The sequence below is a fragment of the Pseudomonas sp. LTGT-11-2Z genome (assembly GCF_003691445.1).
In the GTDB taxonomy this organism is placed as follows: domain Bacteria; phylum Pseudomonadota; class Gammaproteobacteria; order Pseudomonadales; family Pseudomonadaceae; genus Aquipseudomonas; species Aquipseudomonas monteilii.
This window is the reverse complement of record NZ_CP033104.1, coordinates 3818104-3835672: the sequence shown is the minus strand read 5'-3', so window position 1 is coordinate 3835672 and position 17569 is coordinate 3818104. Positions and strand designations below refer to the sequence as shown.

At 62.4% G+C, this 17569-nt stretch carries 15 protein-coding genes; 10 read left to right on the top strand and 5 right to left on the bottom strand.

Annotation, left to right across the window (positions count from 1 at the left end; genetic code table 11):
* Nucleotides 1-129: 129 nt before the first annotated feature.
* Nucleotides 130-2646, top strand: a complete 2517-nt coding sequence (locus tag D8767_RS17830) for a UvrD-helicase domain-containing protein (RefSeq protein ID WP_016714633.1) — start codon at nucleotides 130-132, stop codon at nucleotides 2644-2646.
* Nucleotides 2647-2653: 7 nt separating this feature from the next.
* Here D8767_RS17830 and D8767_RS17825 read toward each other — a convergent pair whose 3' ends face one another.
* Complete coding sequence (locus D8767_RS17825; RefSeq protein WP_233456887.1) at nucleotides 2654-7528, bottom strand: NEL-type E3 ubiquitin ligase domain-containing protein; 4875 nt, start codon at nucleotides 7526-7528, stop codon at nucleotides 2654-2656.
* 181 nt (nucleotides 7529-7709) lie between these two features.
* Between D8767_RS17825 and D8767_RS17820 the strand changes: the two genes are divergently transcribed.
* The 3 genes from D8767_RS17820 to D8767_RS29290 all read left to right on the top strand — a co-directional run bounded on the left by D8767_RS17820 (nucleotide 7710) and on the right by D8767_RS29290 (nucleotide 9370).
* The gene (locus tag D8767_RS17820) at nucleotides 7710-8636 is read left to right on the top strand and encodes an alpha/beta fold hydrolase (RefSeq protein ID WP_016714631.1); all 927 of its coding nucleotides are present in this window, start codon (nucleotides 7710-7712) and stop codon (nucleotides 8634-8636) included.
* A 75-nt stretch (nucleotides 8637-8711) separates the two neighbouring features.
* Nucleotides 8712-9131: a VOC family protein gene (locus D8767_RS17815; RefSeq protein ID WP_016714630.1), complete on the top strand. Its 420-nt coding sequence runs from the start codon at nucleotides 8712-8714 to the stop codon at nucleotides 9129-9131.
* Complete coding sequence (locus D8767_RS29290; RefSeq protein ID WP_016714629.1) at nucleotides 9128-9370, top strand: hypothetical protein; 243 nt, start codon at nucleotides 9128-9130, stop codon at nucleotides 9368-9370. The genes D8767_RS17815 and D8767_RS29290 overlap by 4 nt, the downstream gene beginning before the upstream one ends.
* Nucleotides 9371-9429: 59 nt before the next feature.
* Here D8767_RS29290 and D8767_RS29285 read toward each other — a convergent pair whose 3' ends face one another.
* The gene (locus D8767_RS29285; RefSeq protein ID WP_016714628.1) at nucleotides 9430-9720 is read right to left on the bottom strand and encodes a hypothetical protein; all 291 of its coding nucleotides are present in this window, start codon (nucleotides 9718-9720) and stop codon (nucleotides 9430-9432) included.
* A gap of 193 nt (nucleotides 9721-9913) precedes the next feature.
* Here D8767_RS29285 and D8767_RS17795 point away from each other — a divergent pair, with 193 nt between their 5' ends.
* Nucleotides 9914-11593: an MFS transporter gene (locus D8767_RS17795; RefSeq protein WP_016714627.1), complete on the top strand. Its 1680-nt coding sequence runs from the start codon at nucleotides 9914-9916 to the stop codon at nucleotides 11591-11593.
* 67 nt (nucleotides 11594-11660) lie between these two features.
* Here D8767_RS17795 and D8767_RS17790 read toward each other — a convergent pair whose 3' ends face one another.
* Both D8767_RS17790 and D8767_RS17785 read right to left on the bottom strand, forming a co-directional pair.
* The gene (locus D8767_RS17790) at nucleotides 11661-12230 is read right to left on the bottom strand and encodes a hypothetical protein (protein ID WP_016714626.1); all 570 of its coding nucleotides are present in this window, start codon (nucleotides 12228-12230) and stop codon (nucleotides 11661-11663) included.
* Nucleotides 12231-12265: 35 nt separating this feature from the next.
* Nucleotides 12266-12652 (bottom strand): VOC family protein, encoded by a 387-nt coding sequence (locus tag D8767_RS17785; protein ID WP_016714625.1) that lies wholly within the window; start codon nucleotides 12650-12652, stop codon nucleotides 12266-12268.
* Nucleotides 12653-12798: 146 nt separating this feature from the next.
* Between D8767_RS17785 and D8767_RS17780 the strand changes: the two genes are divergently transcribed.
* Nucleotides 12799-12984 (top strand): hypothetical protein, encoded by a 186-nt coding sequence (locus tag D8767_RS17780; protein ID WP_016714624.1) that lies wholly within the window; start codon nucleotides 12799-12801, stop codon nucleotides 12982-12984.
* A 148-nt stretch (nucleotides 12985-13132) separates the two neighbouring features.
* Entirely contained in the window at nucleotides 13133-14038 is a 906-nt protein-coding gene (locus D8767_RS17775; protein WP_016714623.1) for a LysR family transcriptional regulator, read from the top strand.
* Nucleotides 14039-14087: 49 nt separating this feature from the next.
* On the opposite strand, the gene D8767_RS17770 is transcribed toward D8767_RS17775, so the two are convergent.
* Entirely contained in the window at nucleotides 14088-14561 is a 474-nt protein-coding gene (locus D8767_RS17770) for a YMGG-like glycine zipper-containing protein (protein ID WP_016714622.1), read from the bottom strand.
* A 145-nt stretch (nucleotides 14562-14706) separates the two neighbouring features.
* Here D8767_RS17770 and D8767_RS17765 point away from each other — a divergent pair, with 145 nt between their 5' ends.
* The 3 genes from D8767_RS17765 to D8767_RS17755 are packed head-to-tail and all read left to right on the top strand — an operon-like array spanning nucleotide 14707 to nucleotide 17569.
* A complete protein-coding gene (locus D8767_RS17765; RefSeq protein WP_016714621.1) occupies nucleotides 14707-15303 on the top strand; it encodes a paraquat-inducible protein A in 597 nt (198 codons plus the stop codon).
* A complete protein-coding gene (locus tag D8767_RS17760) occupies nucleotides 15300-15929 on the top strand; it encodes a paraquat-inducible protein A (RefSeq protein ID WP_016714620.1) in 630 nt (209 codons plus the stop codon). Before D8767_RS17765 ends, D8767_RS17760 begins: the two co-directional genes overlap by 4 nt.
* Nucleotides 15929-17569: an intermembrane transport protein PqiB gene (locus D8767_RS17755; RefSeq protein ID WP_016714619.1), complete on the top strand. Its 1641-nt coding sequence runs from the start codon at nucleotides 15929-15931 to the stop codon at nucleotides 17567-17569. The genes D8767_RS17760 and D8767_RS17755 overlap by 1 nt, the downstream gene beginning before the upstream one ends.

The window sequence follows — 17569 nt, the reverse complement described above, 5'->3', positions numbered from 1 at the left end:
GAAACATCGAAAATAAGCGTAAATATCGGCTTAAAATAATCAGTTTAATAGATGTTAATTCTGCTGGCCTTTCTTCGCTTCATCGCCTAATCCACTGATCTGCAAGCATTCGCTGGCGATTTTCCGTCGATGCAGCGAACATGCCCGCTGATTTTGTTTTTCAACGGAGTGACCGTGGCCCACGAGCAACCCCAGGCCCCCGCCGACCTTACCCCGCCCGCCCAACTGCCCTGGTTTCGCCGCCTGGTCGCCCGCCTGCTGGGGCGTGGCCTGACCCGCCTGCAGGCTCAGCACCGCGACTCCTGGTTCCTCGGCCACGCCAGCGGGCAGCGCACGGGCCATGCAGAGGGTGAGCGCGAAGGGTTCGAGCGCGGTCGGGTGGAAGGCTACGAGGCCGGGCGCCAGGTGCTGGTTATTCGCGATACCCGCCCCGACACCGCCGCCGTGCCTGGCCAGGACGATAACCTGTTCGATGACTGGCGCCTGCCATTGACGGCCGAGCTGAAAAAGCGCTTCAAGGCTGATGTGGCCCAGCGTCTGCCCGCCGAGGCCCAGCCCAGTGTCGCGCAATGGAAGCTGATTTTCAGTGACACGCCCTCCACCTGCGTGGTGGCCGGGGCCGGGGCGGGCAAGTCCACGTCGCTGGTGCTGCGCATTTTGCTGCTGCGCCATTACCTGGGCTACGAGCTGGACGCGATGACCGTGGTCACGTTTACCCGCGAGTCGCGCAAGGACTTCATCAAGCGCCTGATGCAAGTGTTCGCCCTGTGGCAGATCAACCTGCAACCGGTGCAGGCACGCGAGCTGGTGCGCACCTTCCATTCGCGCATTCTGCCGCTGGTGCGCAGCCTGCCGGGTTTCGGCCAGGTGCGCGCATTCGAGACGCTGGGCAACGAGATGGCCGCCGGGCGTGAGGCCGAGGCCGACAGCAACCCGTTCGACCTTCGACTTAACGATGCCCAGCGCCAGCAACTGAACCAGTGCTACAGCAGCTTGCTGGGCGAGAGCCCGCGTTTTGCCGAGCTGGTCGGCCTGTTGCGCAGCGAAGCGTTGCAACTAAAGCCACTGGACCCGAACAACCCCGATGTGCAGAAGCGCGCACAGGTAACGCAGCTGGCGGCCCAGCGCGACGAAGAGCTGTGCGATGTGATCGAGGACCTGTGGTTCGCCGCTGGTGCCTGGCCGATCAAGGGTATCGAACCCTGCCGCGAAACCGTCGACATCCGTGGCAGCCGCTTCCATGTGCATGGCCGGCTGGAAGGCCAGGGGCCTTGGGTGGTGCTGGGCTTCGACCCCGCAGAAAGTGCCCAGTATCAGCGCCCCGGCGCCAAGCTGGCCGTGCGTGCCGAGTGGGCGGTCAAGCGCACCTTGTTGCAGGCCTTCTGCGACAGGCCGCTGATCTGGCTGGACAACTACGCCATGGCCCGGCGCCTGGCGGCCTCGCTGGCGGGGGATGCCGTGGCTGGCCCGGGGTTCGAGTACAAGGTCAAGGGTGAGCTGGCCCCGGCGCCGTTGCTGGATGCCTTTGTCGGCGCGGCCAACTTCATCGAGAACCTTGGCCTGGACGTGAACAACGCGGTGGCGGCGATGAGCTTCCCGTCGGGCGACAGTGATGCCTTGTTCTTCGAGGCCCTGGCCCTGTACTGGAAAGCCCTGGAGGCGCACCTGCTTGACCAGTCGCCGCCTGTGATGAGCTACAACCGTATGTTCGCCTTGTTTGGGGAGAACAACCCGGAAAACCTGAAACTGCTGCCCGACCCGCTGCTGCGGCCACTGGCGCACCTGATGATCGACGAGTTCCAGGACGTGTCGCCGCAGATCGTCAGCTGGCTGCGCGCCAGCCTCGCCGAAATCCGCCGACGCGGCCCGGCCATGCACACCGGGCGCCATGCGCAGCATTCGTCGTTGCTGTGCGTGGGGGACGACTGGCAGTCGATTTACGGCTGGCGAGGCAGTTCGCCCAAGTACTTCATGGAGTTCACCAAGGCCTTCCCGTCGCCGTCCAGCACCCGGGTGATGCTGGTCGACAACTACCGCTGCCAGCAGCAGGTGATCGACGCGGCCGAGCACCTGGTCAAGGGTACCCCGGCGATTGCCGGCAAGAAAGCCCGGGCCAGTGGCCCGGCAGCCGAACTCCCGGGTTCGCCAGTGAAGGTATTCGACCGTGACGAGGCCGCCCTGGGCGAAACGCTGATGGAGCACTATCAGCGGGGCGAGACGGTGATGATGCTTTACCGCAAGGGCAGCGACAGGGCCTTGATGAACGAGCACCTGCAAAGCGTGCTGCACGCCGAAGCCGCATTGCCGGCTGAACAGCGCCGGCTGCGCCAGCTGACCTACCACAGTGCCAAGGGCTTGCAGGCCGATGCGGTGTTCATGCTGGGCGACTGCCAGTACCTGACCAGCTCGCCCTACAAAAACCAGGTGTATCGCCAGGCCGGGCTGGGCAAGGCCGGTGATGCCCAACCGTTCGATACGGCGCAGAAGGAAGAAGTGCAGCGTCTGGCCTATGTGGCGGTGACCCGTGCGGTGCAGCATTGCTATTGGCATGTGGAGGCCGCCAATGCTGATGCGGCGGTGGCCTCGCGGGCGTCCAGCCAGGTGGATGGCCGGCAGGCCTTCTTCGAAGACCTGCGCGGGCAGTGAGAGCCGTTTAGCCGCCGAGGGTTTGCGCCTGGCGAGTGAGGCTGGTCAGCAGGCCGGTTTCAACCTGCTGCTGCTCGGCAGTCAGCACGTCCACCCCCTGGCGGTACTGCTGCTCGTTGATCGGGACGCGACGCAGTATTCCTTGAGCATTCAATGGGCTTTCAGGCATGACGCCGGCCAGCGCTCGTAGAACAGAACTGTCCAGGGTGGTGACTGGGTCGGCGGTTTCATCCAGGCAGTAGTACAGGTAGTCCAGGCCCGGCCGCCAAAAATCGGTGATCAGGCCGAACTGTGCGGCATGCTCACGTTTCAGGTACCCAACCCAACCCGGCTGCTGGTTCAACCATTGTTCCCGAGCACTGGCATCCTTATCCAGCGCCAGGACCGCAGCTTTCACCCGGTCGATGATGGTCTGGTTGATCCTGGCTGTGTCGCGGTACAACATGCCTCGGCTTGGCTCAGGATAGTCCAGCGCGGTGGCCAGAGACTGGCGCAACGCCAGGCGCACCTCGATATCGTCCACCAGCCCCGTTTCCAGGTCGATGTCCGGAAACGCAGAGGGTTCGTCGAGCACATCGTAAGCGGGAAGATCTTCATCGAAGACGCCATCGAGCAGCGCCTGTTTGCGCAAGGACCTTTTCCAGCTGATACGGTCGGCCAGTTGATTGACCTGGTCGCGTCGATACAGCTTGCGATACAGCCTCAGCAGATCGATGGGTTGGCTACCGGCACGGCCTGCGGCTTCGTGGGCCAGTACCTCTATTTCCAATGCGCTGAAAGCGTCGGCGCCTGCGTCGCCACAGGTTGGGGGGAAGTCGCCAGCCACGGTGGCCAGGCGTTCACGTAGCTCGGTGTCTTGAGCAGCCTTCTCCAGCAAGTCCCAGACACGTTTCCTCAGGGCTACGGTATCACGCCGCGCTTCCGCCGACTGGGCGAGACGTCCCAGGACCCCTAGCAGTGCCGCATTCTCACCTTGGTCGAACAGATCGCTCCACAGTTGCTCCTCCGCATTGCTCGCCTCACCACGGAAAATGCCTTGCCACTGTGGTACGTCCTCTGCGTGCTCGAATACGTTGACGCCACTGCTGCCCAGGCGCGCACGTGTCTGGGCTTCCAGGGTGTTGTAGTTGAACAGCCAGCGGCGCTCAGGCAGGCGCGCGGCGACGTCACGGGCGAAGGGGGTACGCAGCACCCCTGGCAGGTCTGGCAGCGTGCGAATGCGGTTGGAGGAGAGGTTGAGATAGCGCAGTTGGTACTGGGGCTGACTCATGAGGGTGGTCAAGCTGTCGGGCCATTGCTGCAGTTCGCAACGTTCGAGGTCCAGGTGGCTGAGGCGGGCCATGAAGCGCAGGTCAGGCGGCAGCTGCAATGGGTTGCCAGGCATGTGCAATACCATGGGGTGAATCATGTCCTGAAAACGGGCTGCCAGGGTGTCATCGAGTGTGATCTGATTATTGCCCAGGCCCAGTGCATCCAGTGGCAAGCGCGCAAGGAAACTCAAGCTGGCGGCATCGAGTTGCAGGCGATTGCGGCTGAGGCCGAGTATTCTCAGGCCGGGCATTGCTTCGATGGCTTGTTGGGCAGTGGCTGTAAGGGCAGTCAAGCCATTGCTTGTCAGGCCCAGCTCGCGTAGCCGTGGCGCAGACTTGAGCGCCTCGAACAGTGTTTCGGCGTCAATGTCGGGGTTGCCAATGATTTCCAGGTTTTCCAGGTTGGGGAAGTTTGACAGCAAGCCGCTGTCCAGGCGCTGCAGTTGCAGCCCATCAAGCGTGAGTTGCCGGATATGCGGCATGCGAGCAGTGAACGTTGGCAGCGCTTGCAACTGCATGCGGTCCAGCACGAGTGCCTCGCGTTGCGCGCCGCCTTCACGCCGGGCAGCACTCATCAGCCGCTCGGCGCACTGTTGGCGATCAAAGCGCTCTTCCAGCGAAGCTGAAGCGTTGGCCCAGCGGTTGAGGTCACGGCTGAGGGTACGCTGTTCTGCTTCCAGCCGACTGATGGCGATACCCAGGTCGCCCCCTTGGGCAAGATCAGCTTGCAGCGCACTGATTTGCTGGCTGCTGAGTTCGGGGTAGAGTGCCTGGAGGCGGCGCGCGGCTGGCAGGCCCCGACCACTCAAAGGGTAGCCAAGTTGGCCGTTGGCCATGCGCAAGGGTGAGCGCAAGCTCGGCTTGATGGGCTGTTGGCCAAGTAGTGAGGCGCAATGCTGGCGATCGGCAAGGGCAAGTTGCAGTAACTGAGCCGAGTCTGCCTGTGGGTGCTCGGCTTGCAGGGCCTGTTTCAGGCGTTGGCTGTCATCGTTAGCCAGGCTGCGCCTGAACATGCCGAGGATGGCGCGGTCTAGCCGTGCACGGGCTTGCAGGCGACGGGCTTCTTCGGCAATGCGAAGCGGCACCCGTCCGTTGGTCAGGCTTAGCCGTTCGGCGTTGCTGATGTTGGCCAGTAACGCTTCAAGCGCACTGTCCGGCAGGCCGGGAAACTGCCGGGCGAGGGGTTGGGCGGCTGGGGGAAGGACGGAGCGGCGGCTTTGTTGCAGGCTGCTGAACAACGCCTCGCGATGTGCTTCCAGGTGTGTCGCGAGCGTGTTGTTCAAGGCAGAAGGTCGCTGCTCGGGTGGCGTGTCACCCACCAGTTGCAGCGCGGCCTCTTCCTCCATTTGAGCCAACACGGTCTGGCTCAGTTGACCATTGTCCAGATCGGTGCGGGTGACTTCGATTTCTACCTGTCCCGTCGAATGGGGTGGGCCGTAGCGCACAGACTCGCCCCAGGGTTCTGGCCCTTTGTAAACCTTGAGTACAGTCCCCTCAGGCCACCCCGGCAGGCGCAGCAGTTCAGGTAAGGCAAAGTTCTTGTACGCTGCCAGCGGCAGCCCATGGCGTACGCGATCAATGATCTGTTGAGCCTCGTTGTCGAGTTGCAGGCGTTGCAAGGTGTCGATCAACAGGGCGGGTGGGCGTGAGCCTGTTGCCTGTTTACGGCGTAATACACTTTCATCGGTACCGGTACTGCGCATGGCGTAGTCCAGCTCGCTTTCGTCCAGGCCAGTGGTGTAGTTGCCCAGGCGGCTCATGAGTTGCTGGTGGTCCCATTCCAGCGGTTGTTCATGGTCGAGTTGCCAGCGAGCGTCACCATGATGCAACAAGCGCGGCGCATAGGCCTGCGCATCATCGGGGTGGCGCACGCGCCATTGTTGCTCAGCGTCCTGAAACACTTCGTATAGCGTCCCATCCAGCTTCAGGTAGGTCTTCCCATCGAGGTGCACATGGCCGAGCGAATCGGGTTGAGTTTCCTCAGGGATAGCCGCTGGGCTTGCATACGGCTTCATGTCGGGGTACCAGAGCACTTCCTGATCTTCGTGCCACACACTCGTCAGTGCATCGACGAAGCCTGATGCCTGAACGATCTTGGCGCCTACCGCAAAACCGGCGATGACCGCCGCATTGATGGCCAGTGATTCCAGTTGCACCAGCGCTTGCTGGCTATCGCCTTCTTCCCAGGCCTCGAACCCGGTGAACACAGAACTCATCAGGTCGTAGGCGAAAACGCCAAGCATGACCGTGTTCAGCCCGGGCACGAAGAACGCAGCCACGTTGAGCACATTCATGCCCATGTCGAACCAGTGCTTCAGGCGCTGGTTGCGGGCCTTGGCGTCTACGTCGGCAGTGGGGACAGCAATGGTTTTCGCGTCGGCCTTCATGCGCGCAAGGTGCGCGTTGTACAAGGTGGCCCAGGGATCAGTGCGGATGGGCGAGGGGGTGAAAGGGAGTACAGGCTTGTGTCGGGGTCTGCGTATGCCTGCATCGTCCTTCTCGAACAGCGCGTTCTCCAGCTTGTCGGCCAGCTCCTGTTGCCTGTCCTTGTAGGCGAAATGGACCAAGGCACGACGGAATGTGCTTTGCAGCAAGCGGCTGCGCAGGTGCTTGCCTGCTGCCTGGCGTGAGGCAAATTCCCTGACCGGGTGCTCGTTGTCTTCAGGTATGTAAACAATGCACGGGTTTATCTGGCCAGGCTCGTCGGGCCCGATGAACAGGATTTCGTGGATGGGGATACCGAACAGGCTGAAGTTCCAGCAGTGCAACGGCTGCTTATCGTAGGTGGGGTGGGGCTTGCCATCGCATAACTGAATGAGCGCATTGCCTGCGCGGTCGCTCAACAGGCCTTTGAGCGTTGCGATCAGTGCCTGCACCCTCAAAGCTTCACGGCTGGCTTGAATCGACAGGCGCTGGATTTCAGCGCGGTTGTCGCCCTCGTGGGTTGCATGCAGATGGTCTTGATAGCGCTGGCCAAGGTCCAGCGCCCGACAATGCTTGACGAAGTCCGCCATCGTCAGGCCTGGCAAGGGTGTCTCGCTGCCTGCTGCACGGGTGAGCCTGCTGTAGGCGCCTACTTCATCCAGGCCCTCGAAGTTGTGCAGAGCCGCCTCCAGCAAGCTGCGTGCTTGCGGCTCGCCCACGGGGCGGGTGGCCAGCACATCCACCTTCCGGTCAGGGAACAAAGGCACTTCCAGGTCGGGAACGCCGGTCCAGATATCGGCATCGGCTTCAAAGGGCTGGAAGACATACTGCGCTCTGTCTACGGGCACATTCACTTTCAACCGCTCGGTCAGCAGAGGGGTGCTGAAGGTGATGATGTCTTTGAAGCCCGCAAGCGCTGTCTTGAGTTGCGCCAGGCATTTGTTTCGCACTTTGATGGCGTTGCGCAACTGCTCGCGCGCGGGCGCATCGGCAGTGGCGTACCATGTGTAAGGGGTGCCATCTTCAGCCAGATAGTCCCTGCGCAGGCTTTGCACCACTTTTTGCGTGTGTGCGGGGTGAAGCGCCTTGCTCCATTTCGGCAATGCGCGGGTTATCTGGCTTTGATGTAGCGGCGTGGGGTTTGTCATGGTCATGACCTCTTGCGTAGAGGGGATAGTCCACGCTCTTCAAGGCGCCGTGGTGCGGTAGATAGTTGTCGGTAACGGTCGGTCTTGCGCATGCGTGGGTCGGTGAGGGGCCAGCAGCAGGGGGCGATCTGCGAGAGGGTGAGGCAGGCCATGGCGCAGGCTTCAGCCAAGGAGAATTGCAATGCGTTCGCTGTGCAGTCCGAAAGATCACCTGCTAGACCTCAATGGTATTGAAATAGCGGTCCGCACCTGGGGCGCCGAAGACGGTATTCCCGTATTGGCCTTGCATGGCTGGCTGGACAACGCTGCCTCGTTCGAACGCCTGGCACCGATGCTGGACGGTTGTTTCGTGGTGGCCCCCGACCTGGTCGGCCATGGCCGCTCTGACCATCGCCGCCACGACAGTGGCTATTACCTGTGGGAGCACGCCGAAGACATGCTGGCGGTGACCGATAGTCTGGGGCTGGCGCAGTTCCATGTGCTGGCCCACGGCATGGGCACCGGGGTGGCATCGCTGCTGGCTGCCATGACCAGTGGCATTGCCAGCATGACCTTCCTCGACGGCATGGGGGCACCGTTCACGGTGGCCGAGGATGACCGCGTGCAGCACCTGGCGCGGGCCTACCGGCTCAAGCGTATGGTGCAGCGCAGCCAGCTACCGGGATTTGCCGAGCCAGACCCCGGCCGCTTCGACGACCTGGACACCGCCTTGACGCAACGCCGCGAACGCCTGGACACCGAGCTGTCGGAAGGTGCTGCACGGCTGCTGGCGCTGCGCGACCTGTTGCAACTGGGCGATGGCTATTGCTGGCGCCACGACCCGCGGCTGGTGCTGCCCGAACCCATGCCACTGACCGAGCGCGAAGCCTGCGAACTGCTCAACCAGATCAGCTGCCCGTTGTACCTGCTGTTTGGTCGCCAGGGGGCATTCACCGGCGAAGCCTTTGCCCGGCGCGAGGCTGCCTTGCCTGGTCAGGCGAAGATTTCGTGGCACCCGGGCGGGCACCACTTCCACCTGGATACCCCGGACCGGGCGCTGGTCGACCAACTGTTGCGTATCCTTACGCGGCATGAAGGGCGCGTGCTGCAACGGTTGGTGAACGAGTAGCTGATTCTGGTCACGCCGGGCGAAGCTGGGCTATGGTGGCGAACGTATTCGCACACACGGCACAAGGAGCCCGGCATGCGACCGTTCGCTATCAAGCACATAGACCATCTTGTTCTGCGGGTCAGCGACCTGCCGCGCAGTGTTGCCTTCTACACAGAGCTGCTGGGCTGCACTGTCAGCCGCGTACGCGACGACCTGGGCATGGTGCACTTGGCCACGGGCACGGCGATGATCGACCTGGTGACCCTGGACGGCCCGCTGGGCCAGCCAGGCGGGGCGGCACCGGGGGTGGGGGGGCGCAACCTGCACCATTTCTGCCTGCGTATCGAGCCGTTCGACGAGGCGGCATTGACGGCCTACCTGGAAGCCGCCGGGGTCAAGGTTGAACCTGCCGAGAGACGTTATGGTGCCGAGGGCGAGGGGCTGTCCCTGTATTGCTACGACCCGGATGGCAACCAGGTCGAGTTGAAGGGGCCGGTAGCAGAGGCGGTATGAGCGAGCTGCACAGCCGTGAGCATTGGATCGACACCGCGCAAGGCAAGCTGTTCGCCCAGGCGTGGGTACCCCTGCAGGTGCAGGGGGCGCCCATTGTCCTGCTGGATGATTCGCTGGGTTGTGTGGCGGGTGGGCCGGCGGCGATGCAGTTGCTGCAAGGGTGCGGGCATGTACCGCATCGGGAACAGGCTGAGGTGGCGCTGGCAGCGGTCGTGCAGGTTCTGTGTAAACGCCGCTAAGCATGCGCCGTTCTTTCAAGCGCCCACCTGGCCTCAGGCCCAACACTGGCGGCTCCTGACTAACTGGAGTCGCCCATGCGCGCCCTGTATGCCCCACTGTTCTTCTTCGGTTTCATTGCCGCCGCACTGTCATTGGCAGCCCAACCGTTGTGGCTATTGCCCCTGCTGGCCAATGCCGTGCTGCAGAGCTGCTCGCCCACACGCACCTCGACATCGGCGCCGAGGCCGACAAGCACCTGATGCGCGTAGTGCACGTGACGGTCGGTCCTGCCGAGTGTAGACAGCAGCAGGCAGTGATCGTCCGCCAACCAGATATCGCCTAGCCAGCCCGGTGTAGCCGTGTCGTTCATGCTGCCCTCTGGAGTGCGGTCAGCCGGGTGGATATCCAGGCAAACCCGATTATGCTTCAGTTACCTTGCTGCGATCCGAGGCGGCTCGCCTCGTCGTGCTTCGCGCAACCAAAGCAAGCCCCAAGGCCTGGGTGCGACGGTGAAGTGGTTGTGAGGTGCTCCGGCCTGCATGATGACATGACGGAGGCAACCCATGGCGGTTCTCGACAGCGCATCCACGGGCAGTAGCGCGCCCCAACGCGGTATCACCCGGGAGGAGCGCAAGGTCATCTTCGCCTCTTCCCTGGGCACGGTGTTCGAATGGTACGACTTCTACCTGTACGGTTCCCTGGCGGCGATCATCGCCAAGCACTTCTTTGCCGGGGTCAATGAAACCACCTCGTTCATCTTCGCCTTACTCGCCTTTGCCGCCGGGTTCGCCGTGCGGCCATTCGGTGCCATCGTATTCGGCCGCCTGGGCGACATGATCGGGCGTAAGTACACTTTCCTCATTACCATCGTGATCATGGGCCTGTCCACCGCCATCGTCGGCTTGCTACCTGGCTACGCCTCGATCGGTGTGGCCGCGCCGATCATCCTGATCACCCTGCGCCTGCTGCAGGGCCTGGCACTGGGGGGCGAGTACGGCGGCGCGGCCACCTACGTGGCCGAACATGCACCGAAGGGGCGGCGCGGATTTTTCACCGCCTGGATCCAGACCACAGCCACCTTGGGGCTGTTTCTGTCGCTGTTAGTGATCATGGCGTGCCGCACGGCCATGGGGAACGAGGCGTTCGAGGCCTGGGGCTGGCGGGTGCCGTTCCTGCTGTCGATCCTGCTGCTGGCGATTTCGGTGTACATCCGCATGCAGCTCAACGAGTCACCGGTGTTCATGAAGATGAAGGCCGAAGGCAAAGCCTCCAAAGCACCCCTGACGGAGTCGTTCGCCCGTTGGGACAACCTGAAGGTGGTGATCATGGCGTTGCTGGGCGGCACTGCTGGTCAGGCCGTGGTGTGGTACACCGGGCAATTCTATGCGCTGTTCTTCCTGTTGCAGATGCTCAAGATCGAGCCACAGACGGCCAACCTGCTGATTGCCGGCTCGCTGCTGATCGGCACGCCGTTCTTCATCTTTTTCGGTAGCTTGTCTGACCGCATTGGCCGCAAGAAGATCATCATGGCCGGCTGCATTATCGCTGCGCTGACTTATTTCCCGATTTTCAAGGCGCTGACCGAGTACGGTAACCCGGACGTGTTCGTTGCCCAGGAGCAGAACCCGGTGGTGGTGGTGGCTGACCCTGGCCAGTGCGCGTTCCAGTTCGACCCGGTGGGCAAGGCCAGATTCACCAGTTCCTGCGACATCGCCAAGAGCCTGCTGGCCAAGCGCGCCATTCCCTATACCAACGAAGCGGCCGAGCCTGGCAGCGTGGCGCAGATCCGTATTGGTGAGCGGGTATTGCCGAGCTTTGAAGGCAGTAGCATGGCCGCAGCGGACTTCAAGGTGCAGAGCGAGGCGTTTACTGCAACCGTGAGTGGTGCATTGAAAGAGGCGGGCTACCCGGAAAAGGCTGACCCGGCGAAGATCCACTACCCGATGGTGCTGTTGCTACTGACCCTCCTGGTGATCTACGTGACCATGGTCTACGGCCCGATTGCCGCCTGGCTGGTGGAACTGTTCCCAGCGCGTATTCGCTACACCTCGATGTCGCTGCCTTACCACATCGGCAACGGCTGGTTCGGCGGCTTCCTGCCGACGGTTGCGTTTGCCATGGTGGCGGCGACCGGGGATATCTATTACGGCTTGTGGTACCCAATCGTGATCGCCGTGATGACGGCGGTACTGGGGATCTTCTTCATGCCGGAGACCAAGGACCGGGATATCAGTCATACCTGACGAATGAGGTTGCCTGTACGGGCCTCTTCGCGGGTTTACCCGCGAAGAGGCCCGTACAGGCAACCGGTCAGTCGAAGTACCCTCGCAGCCCAAAGGCATACCCGGTGTCCACTTCAACAGTCTGACCCCGACTCCAGCGCTTCTTCAAAACAAACTCGAACGCCGGCTCGTACAAACCGTCCCGTACCAGTGCCCCCGCCAGCACCTCAACGTCATACCAGCCATTGTCCAGCTCGATGATCGGCCGCCCAGGCACCTGGTAGCGAGCCATCAGGTCGCCCAAGGTCTTGGGCGTGAAATGCTGCAAGATGCGCCAGGTGTACAGCATCAGCGCACCGTGCTCGACCCGCAGCACGTAGCCATTGCGCCGGTGCTTCAGGCGGCTGCCGGGTTCGCGCAGGGCCGGAGTGTAGCCATCGAGGGTGAAGAGGATGCGATAAGGCAGGTTGTCGACCCCGGCTAGCGGCAGCACGATGCCTTCGCGTACGGCCTGGTCGCCACTGTCGTCATGGGTGAATGCATAAGCAAGGTCGTCGGGCAGCTCATGTTCCTGTTTGAAGCGTTCGAGCAGCTGGATATCGCCAAGCAGAAAGTAATCGACCAGGTCGTTGAGCACTTCGCTGAATTCGTGGCGCATCTGTTTTCCTTGTTGTTGCGCGTGAGGGTGGATTGTCAGTGCTTCTGGGCAATCTGGATCAGGTTGCCACAGGTGTCATCGAACACCGCCACTGTGACGGGGCCCATGGCGGTGGGGGGCTGAGTAAATTGCACGCCCGCCGCGCACAGCCGGGTGTATTCGGCCTGGATATCGCGCACGCCGAACGAAGTGGCGGGAATGCCGTCTTGCTTGAGCGCGGCCTTGTACACCTTGGACGCCGGGTGCGCGTCAGGCTCCAGCAACAGCTCGACGCCATTGGGGTCGTTGGGTGAAGTGAGGGTCAGCCAGCGGTGCCGGCCCATGGGGATGTCATGCTTGGGCTCGAAACCGAGTACATAGTGATAGAAGGCCAGGGCCTTGGCCTGGTCGTCGACGAGAATGCTGGTAACCACGATCTTCATTGGCGCACTCCGTATCGCTGAGGCCGTTGGGTATCAGTAAAGACGTTCAGAGATTATTGGCCAGTGGCCGGGTTTCCAGATGGGGTACCGGGTGAGCGGACGATAGAGTCTATCTGGCAAGTTCACCCAACCCAGGAGTAACGTACATGCAAGATGAACCGAAGGCCGAATTGCCAGGTAACGCTGAACAACAGACGCTGGAACATGTGGAGTCTGAAGTGAAACTCTCCAGGCGCAAGCGTGGCGTGGTCCCTATCGTGGGGATGCCATGTGCCCCAGGGTACAAACAGGTCGGGGATGAGTGCGTGATGGCGAATGTAGACTTCGAGTGATCCGGTGGGGGCTTCAGGTGGCCCCCACAAAAAAACCTGCTCAAGCCATAGGTAAATCCTTTATCACCCAGCCCCCATCCGCCAGCGGCCAGGGTTAAAGTGTCAGCCATGATCCCTGCGTGCCCATACGGGCGCCAAAGAGGTACCCGTGGCTGCCTATACCTTGCGACAACTGAAGTATTTCGTCACCACCGTGGAGGCCGGCAGCGTTGCCGAGGCTTCGCGCCAGCTGTACATCGCCCAGCCGTCCATCTCCACGGCCATCAAAAGCTTGGAGGAAAGTTTCGGTGTGCAGCTGTTCATCCGTCACCATGCCCAGGGTGTGTCGCTGACGCCCAGTGGCAAGCGCTTCTATGCCAAGACCAAGTCGCTGCTGCAGATGGCCCATGAGTTCGAGCAGAACGCCTTGGCCGACAACGATACCGTGGCCGGGCAGATCGACATCGGCTGTTTCGAAACCGTGGCGCCGTTGTACCTGCCGCGGCTGATTGCCGGTTTTCGTCAGCGTTATCCGGGCGTGGACATTCGCCTGCGTGACGGCGAGCAGCAGGACCTGATCCAGGGCCTGACGGCCGGCACCTTCGACCTGGCATTTCTCTACGATCACGACCTGGACGGCACCATCGAAGCCGAGCCGCTGATGCCGCCGCAAAAGCCCTATGTGCTGCTGCCGGAAAACCACCGTTTTGCCGGCCAGGCCCAGGTCTCGCTACGCGACCTGTGCCCGGAACCGATGATCCTGCTTGACGTGGCCCCCAGCCGCACCTACTTCGTCAGCCTGTTCAACGAACTGGGGCTGACACCGAACATCGTTTTCAGCTCGCCGTCGATCGAGATGGTGCGTGGCATGGTCGGGCAGGGCTTTGGCTTTTCGCTGCTGGTGACACGGCCGCATTCGGAATACACCTACGACGGCCAGCGCCTGGCCATGCTGGACATCGCCGAACCGGTGGCACTGTCGGGGCTGGCGGCAGCGTGGTTGAAGCGGGTGCAGTTGACCAAACCTGCACAGTTGTTCGTGGAGTTCTGTCGGGAGGAGCTGGCGAAGTTCTGAGGCCGGCACGCCATGCCGCCGGATTCATCGGCACGGCGTGCCAGGGTGGTCAAGGATTGACCTGATAGCCGCGGCCTTGCAGGCAGCCGCTGTAGGCACTGGCATGGGCCTGGGTTTTTGCTTCGTCCTGACCGCGCCTGTCCTGACGCCGATCCTGACGCTGACGCATGCCACCGACTGCGGCACCGGCGGCAGCCACTTCGCCAGCGCGGTTTTGCCGGTATTGCTGCTTGGCATCGTCACTAGCCCGGTCATACAGCTCTTCATGCTGGTTGCCGCGCACTTGCGCGCCCACTGCGCCGGCTGCGGCCCCCGCCGCCGCGCCACGAACCCGGCCGCCGACATGGGTTTCGCTGGATGTCGCGGTGCTGTTCGCGGCATTGGTAGCGACGGTATTGCAATCGTTGATATCCAGTTGCATCTGCTGGCTGCTCTGGCCCTTTAGCGGCACTACCGACTGCGCCTGGGCGACCGATGCCGCACACAGCAGCACCAGCAGGTAACTCCACGTGAACGTACGCATGGCACACCTCCACCGGGCGAAAGGCCCGTTTCACAGGATAGTCTGTCATCGACTAAAGATGGCGGTTTCGTCTGCATGGTCTACACCGGATATCAGAGTTCGCCATTGCACATGACTCTCAAGCCGGGCTACCTGTGGAGTCGCCATGACCCAGTCCCACGATTTGATCATTTGCGAGTACTGCGACACGGTGTACCACCGTGCAGCGCTGCAAAAGAATCAGCGGGCCCTGTGTCAGCGCTGTGGCGGCGTGCTGTACCGGCACACCTCGCTGACTGTGCAACAGCGGCTGGCCCTGAGTGTGACCGGTGGCATCCTGCTGGTGTTCGCCAATGCCTACCCGGTGATGACCATCGGCATGCAGGGGCTTACCCATTCGGCGACGTTGTGGGACTCGGTGCAGATCCTCAGCCACGGCAGTATTACCTTCATCGCCCTGGTCATGGCGCTGTCGATCATCGTTGCGCCGGTGCTGCAGATTGCCGTGTTGTGCTGGGTGTTGAGCTTTGCCCTGGCCGGTCAGCGTGCCCCCGGCTTTGCCCTGTGCATGCGCGGGCTAGAGAGCCTGCGGCCCTGGAGCATGCTGGAGGTGTGCCTGCTGGGGGCGATGGTGGCGGTGATCAAGCTGGCGGGGTTGCTCGATGTAATCCCGGGCATCGGTTTGCTGGCCCTGGCCGCGCTGAGCATGCTGATCATTCATATCGCCGGCAAGGACATCCGCGATTTGTGGGAGCAGGTATGACTGCCCCGGCCAGCGCTGACGACCTCGGCCTGTGTCTGTGCCATGGCTGCGGCCAGGCGTGTGACCTGAGCAGTGGCGCGCATACGTGCAACCGCTGTGGTGCTGCCATCCATCGGCGCAAGGCCAATGCCATCAGCCGCGGCTGGGCGTTTCTGCTGGCCGCGCTGGTGTTTTACATCCCGGCGAACCTGCTGCCTGTGATGCACACCGAAATGCTCGGCAGTGGCAGTGAAAGCACCATTGGCGGTGGGGTGCTGGAGTTCTGGGAGGCGGGGGCCTGGGACATCGCACTGATCATCTTCATTGCCAGCGTGGGTGTGCCTGCCATCAAGTTCTTTTCCCTCGGTCTGCTGCTGTATACCGCCCAGCGTGGTTCCACCTGGGCTTGCCGGCAACGTTCGCAGCTGTATCGCTTCGTCGAGCTGATCGGCTACTGGTCGATGCTCGATGTCATGGTGGTGGCGCTGGTGGCGGCACTGGTGCAGTTGCGCGGACTGGGCACCATCGAGCCACGGGTGGGCATCCTGTTCTTCGGCATGGTGGTGGTGCTGACCATGTTTTCTGCGATGAGCTTCGATCCACGCCTGATCTGGGATAGCCATGCCAACGAGGGGAGGCCGCACTGATGGGGCAACAGACTGACGAGCGCGAGGGGGCGGGGCAGGTTGACGTGCGCACCCGACGCTGGAGCGTATCGCTGGTGTGGATCGTGCCGATACTGGCCATCCTGATCGGCGCTTCGCTGGTGGTGCGCAACTGGATGCAGCAAGGGCCGGTCATTGCCATTTCCTTCCACACCGGGGAAGGGCTGGTGGCGCACAAGACCCAGGTGAAGTACCGCAGCGTGGTGATTGGTGAAGTGACCACGGTGGAACTGGCCGACGACAAGAAGAGCGTAGTGGCCAAGGTGCAGTTGTCGGACGATGCCCGCTCGTTCGCCACACAGGGTGCGCGCTTCTGGGTGGTGCGCCCGCGCATCGGCGTGGGTGGGGTGTCCGGGGTGGACACGCTGCTTTCGGGCAGTTTCATCGGGGCTGACTCCGGCGAGTCGAAAGTGCCGGAAAAGGCTTTTGTCGGCCTTGAACTGCCGCCACCGATCACGTTCGACGAAAAGGGCAAGCGTTTTACCCTGACTGCCAGCGACCTTGGCTCGCTGGACGTCGGCTCATCGATCTACTACCGCAAGATTCCGGTGGGTGAGGTGGTGTCGTTTGCCCTGCAGGAAGATGGCAAGGGGGTAGAGATTGGCGTGTTCGTGCAGGCACCCTATGACAGCTTCGTCACCACGGATAGCCGCTTCTGGAACGCCAGCGGCATCGACATGCAGATTGGTGCCAACGGCCTGAAGGTGGATACCGAATCGCTGTCATCGATCCTAGTGGGTGGGCTGGCTTTCGGCTCGCCTGATTTTTCCCCCCAGGCCGAGGCTGCTGCCGACCAGGCCCGCTTCCAGCTGTTTGCCGACCGCGAGACCGCGTTGGCACCACCCAATGGCCAGGCGCAGTATTTGCAGTTGCGCTTTGACCAGGCCATGCGCGGCCTTTCGGTGGGCGCGCCGGTGGAGTTCAAGGGCGTGGAGTTTGGCCGGGTTACCTCGGTCCAGCTTGACTACGATGCCGCCCGCCAGACTTTTCCGGTGGTGGTCAATGCGGTGATCTACCCGCAACGGTTGGGGCCGGTGCACCGCAAGATGCTGTCGGTGTTCAAGCACGCCCAGGGCGATATGGATGGGGCCAGGCGGTTGATCGGAACCTTCGTCGAACATGGCCTGCGGGCCCAGGCCCGCAGCGGTAACCTGATCACCGGGCAGATGTTCATTTCCCTGGATTTCTACCCGGATGCCCCCAAGGTGGCCTTCGACATGGCTGCCAATCCCATCACCATCCCCACACTGCCGGGTAGCCTGGAACAGTTGCAGGAGCAGCTGCAGCGGGTGGTCGAACGCATTGCCAAGCTGCCGCTGGAAAGCATCGCCGGCAACCTGGACGGCAGCCTTCGAGCGTTGCGCGCCAGCCTCAAACAGTTCAATGGCCAGACGCTGCCGGACGTGAAGGTGGCGCTCGATGAAGTGCACAAGACCCTGCGCACGGCCAACTCGGCCATTTCCGAAGATTCGCCACAGCGCGAGCGGATGGGCGAAACACTGGATGAGCTGGAGCGCATGTCGCGTTCGCTGCGTGACCTCGCCGATTACCTGGGCCGGCACCCCGAGTCGCTGATTCGCGGGCGGCCGAAGGCGGCCGGTGCCGAAGCGCTTGAACCCTGA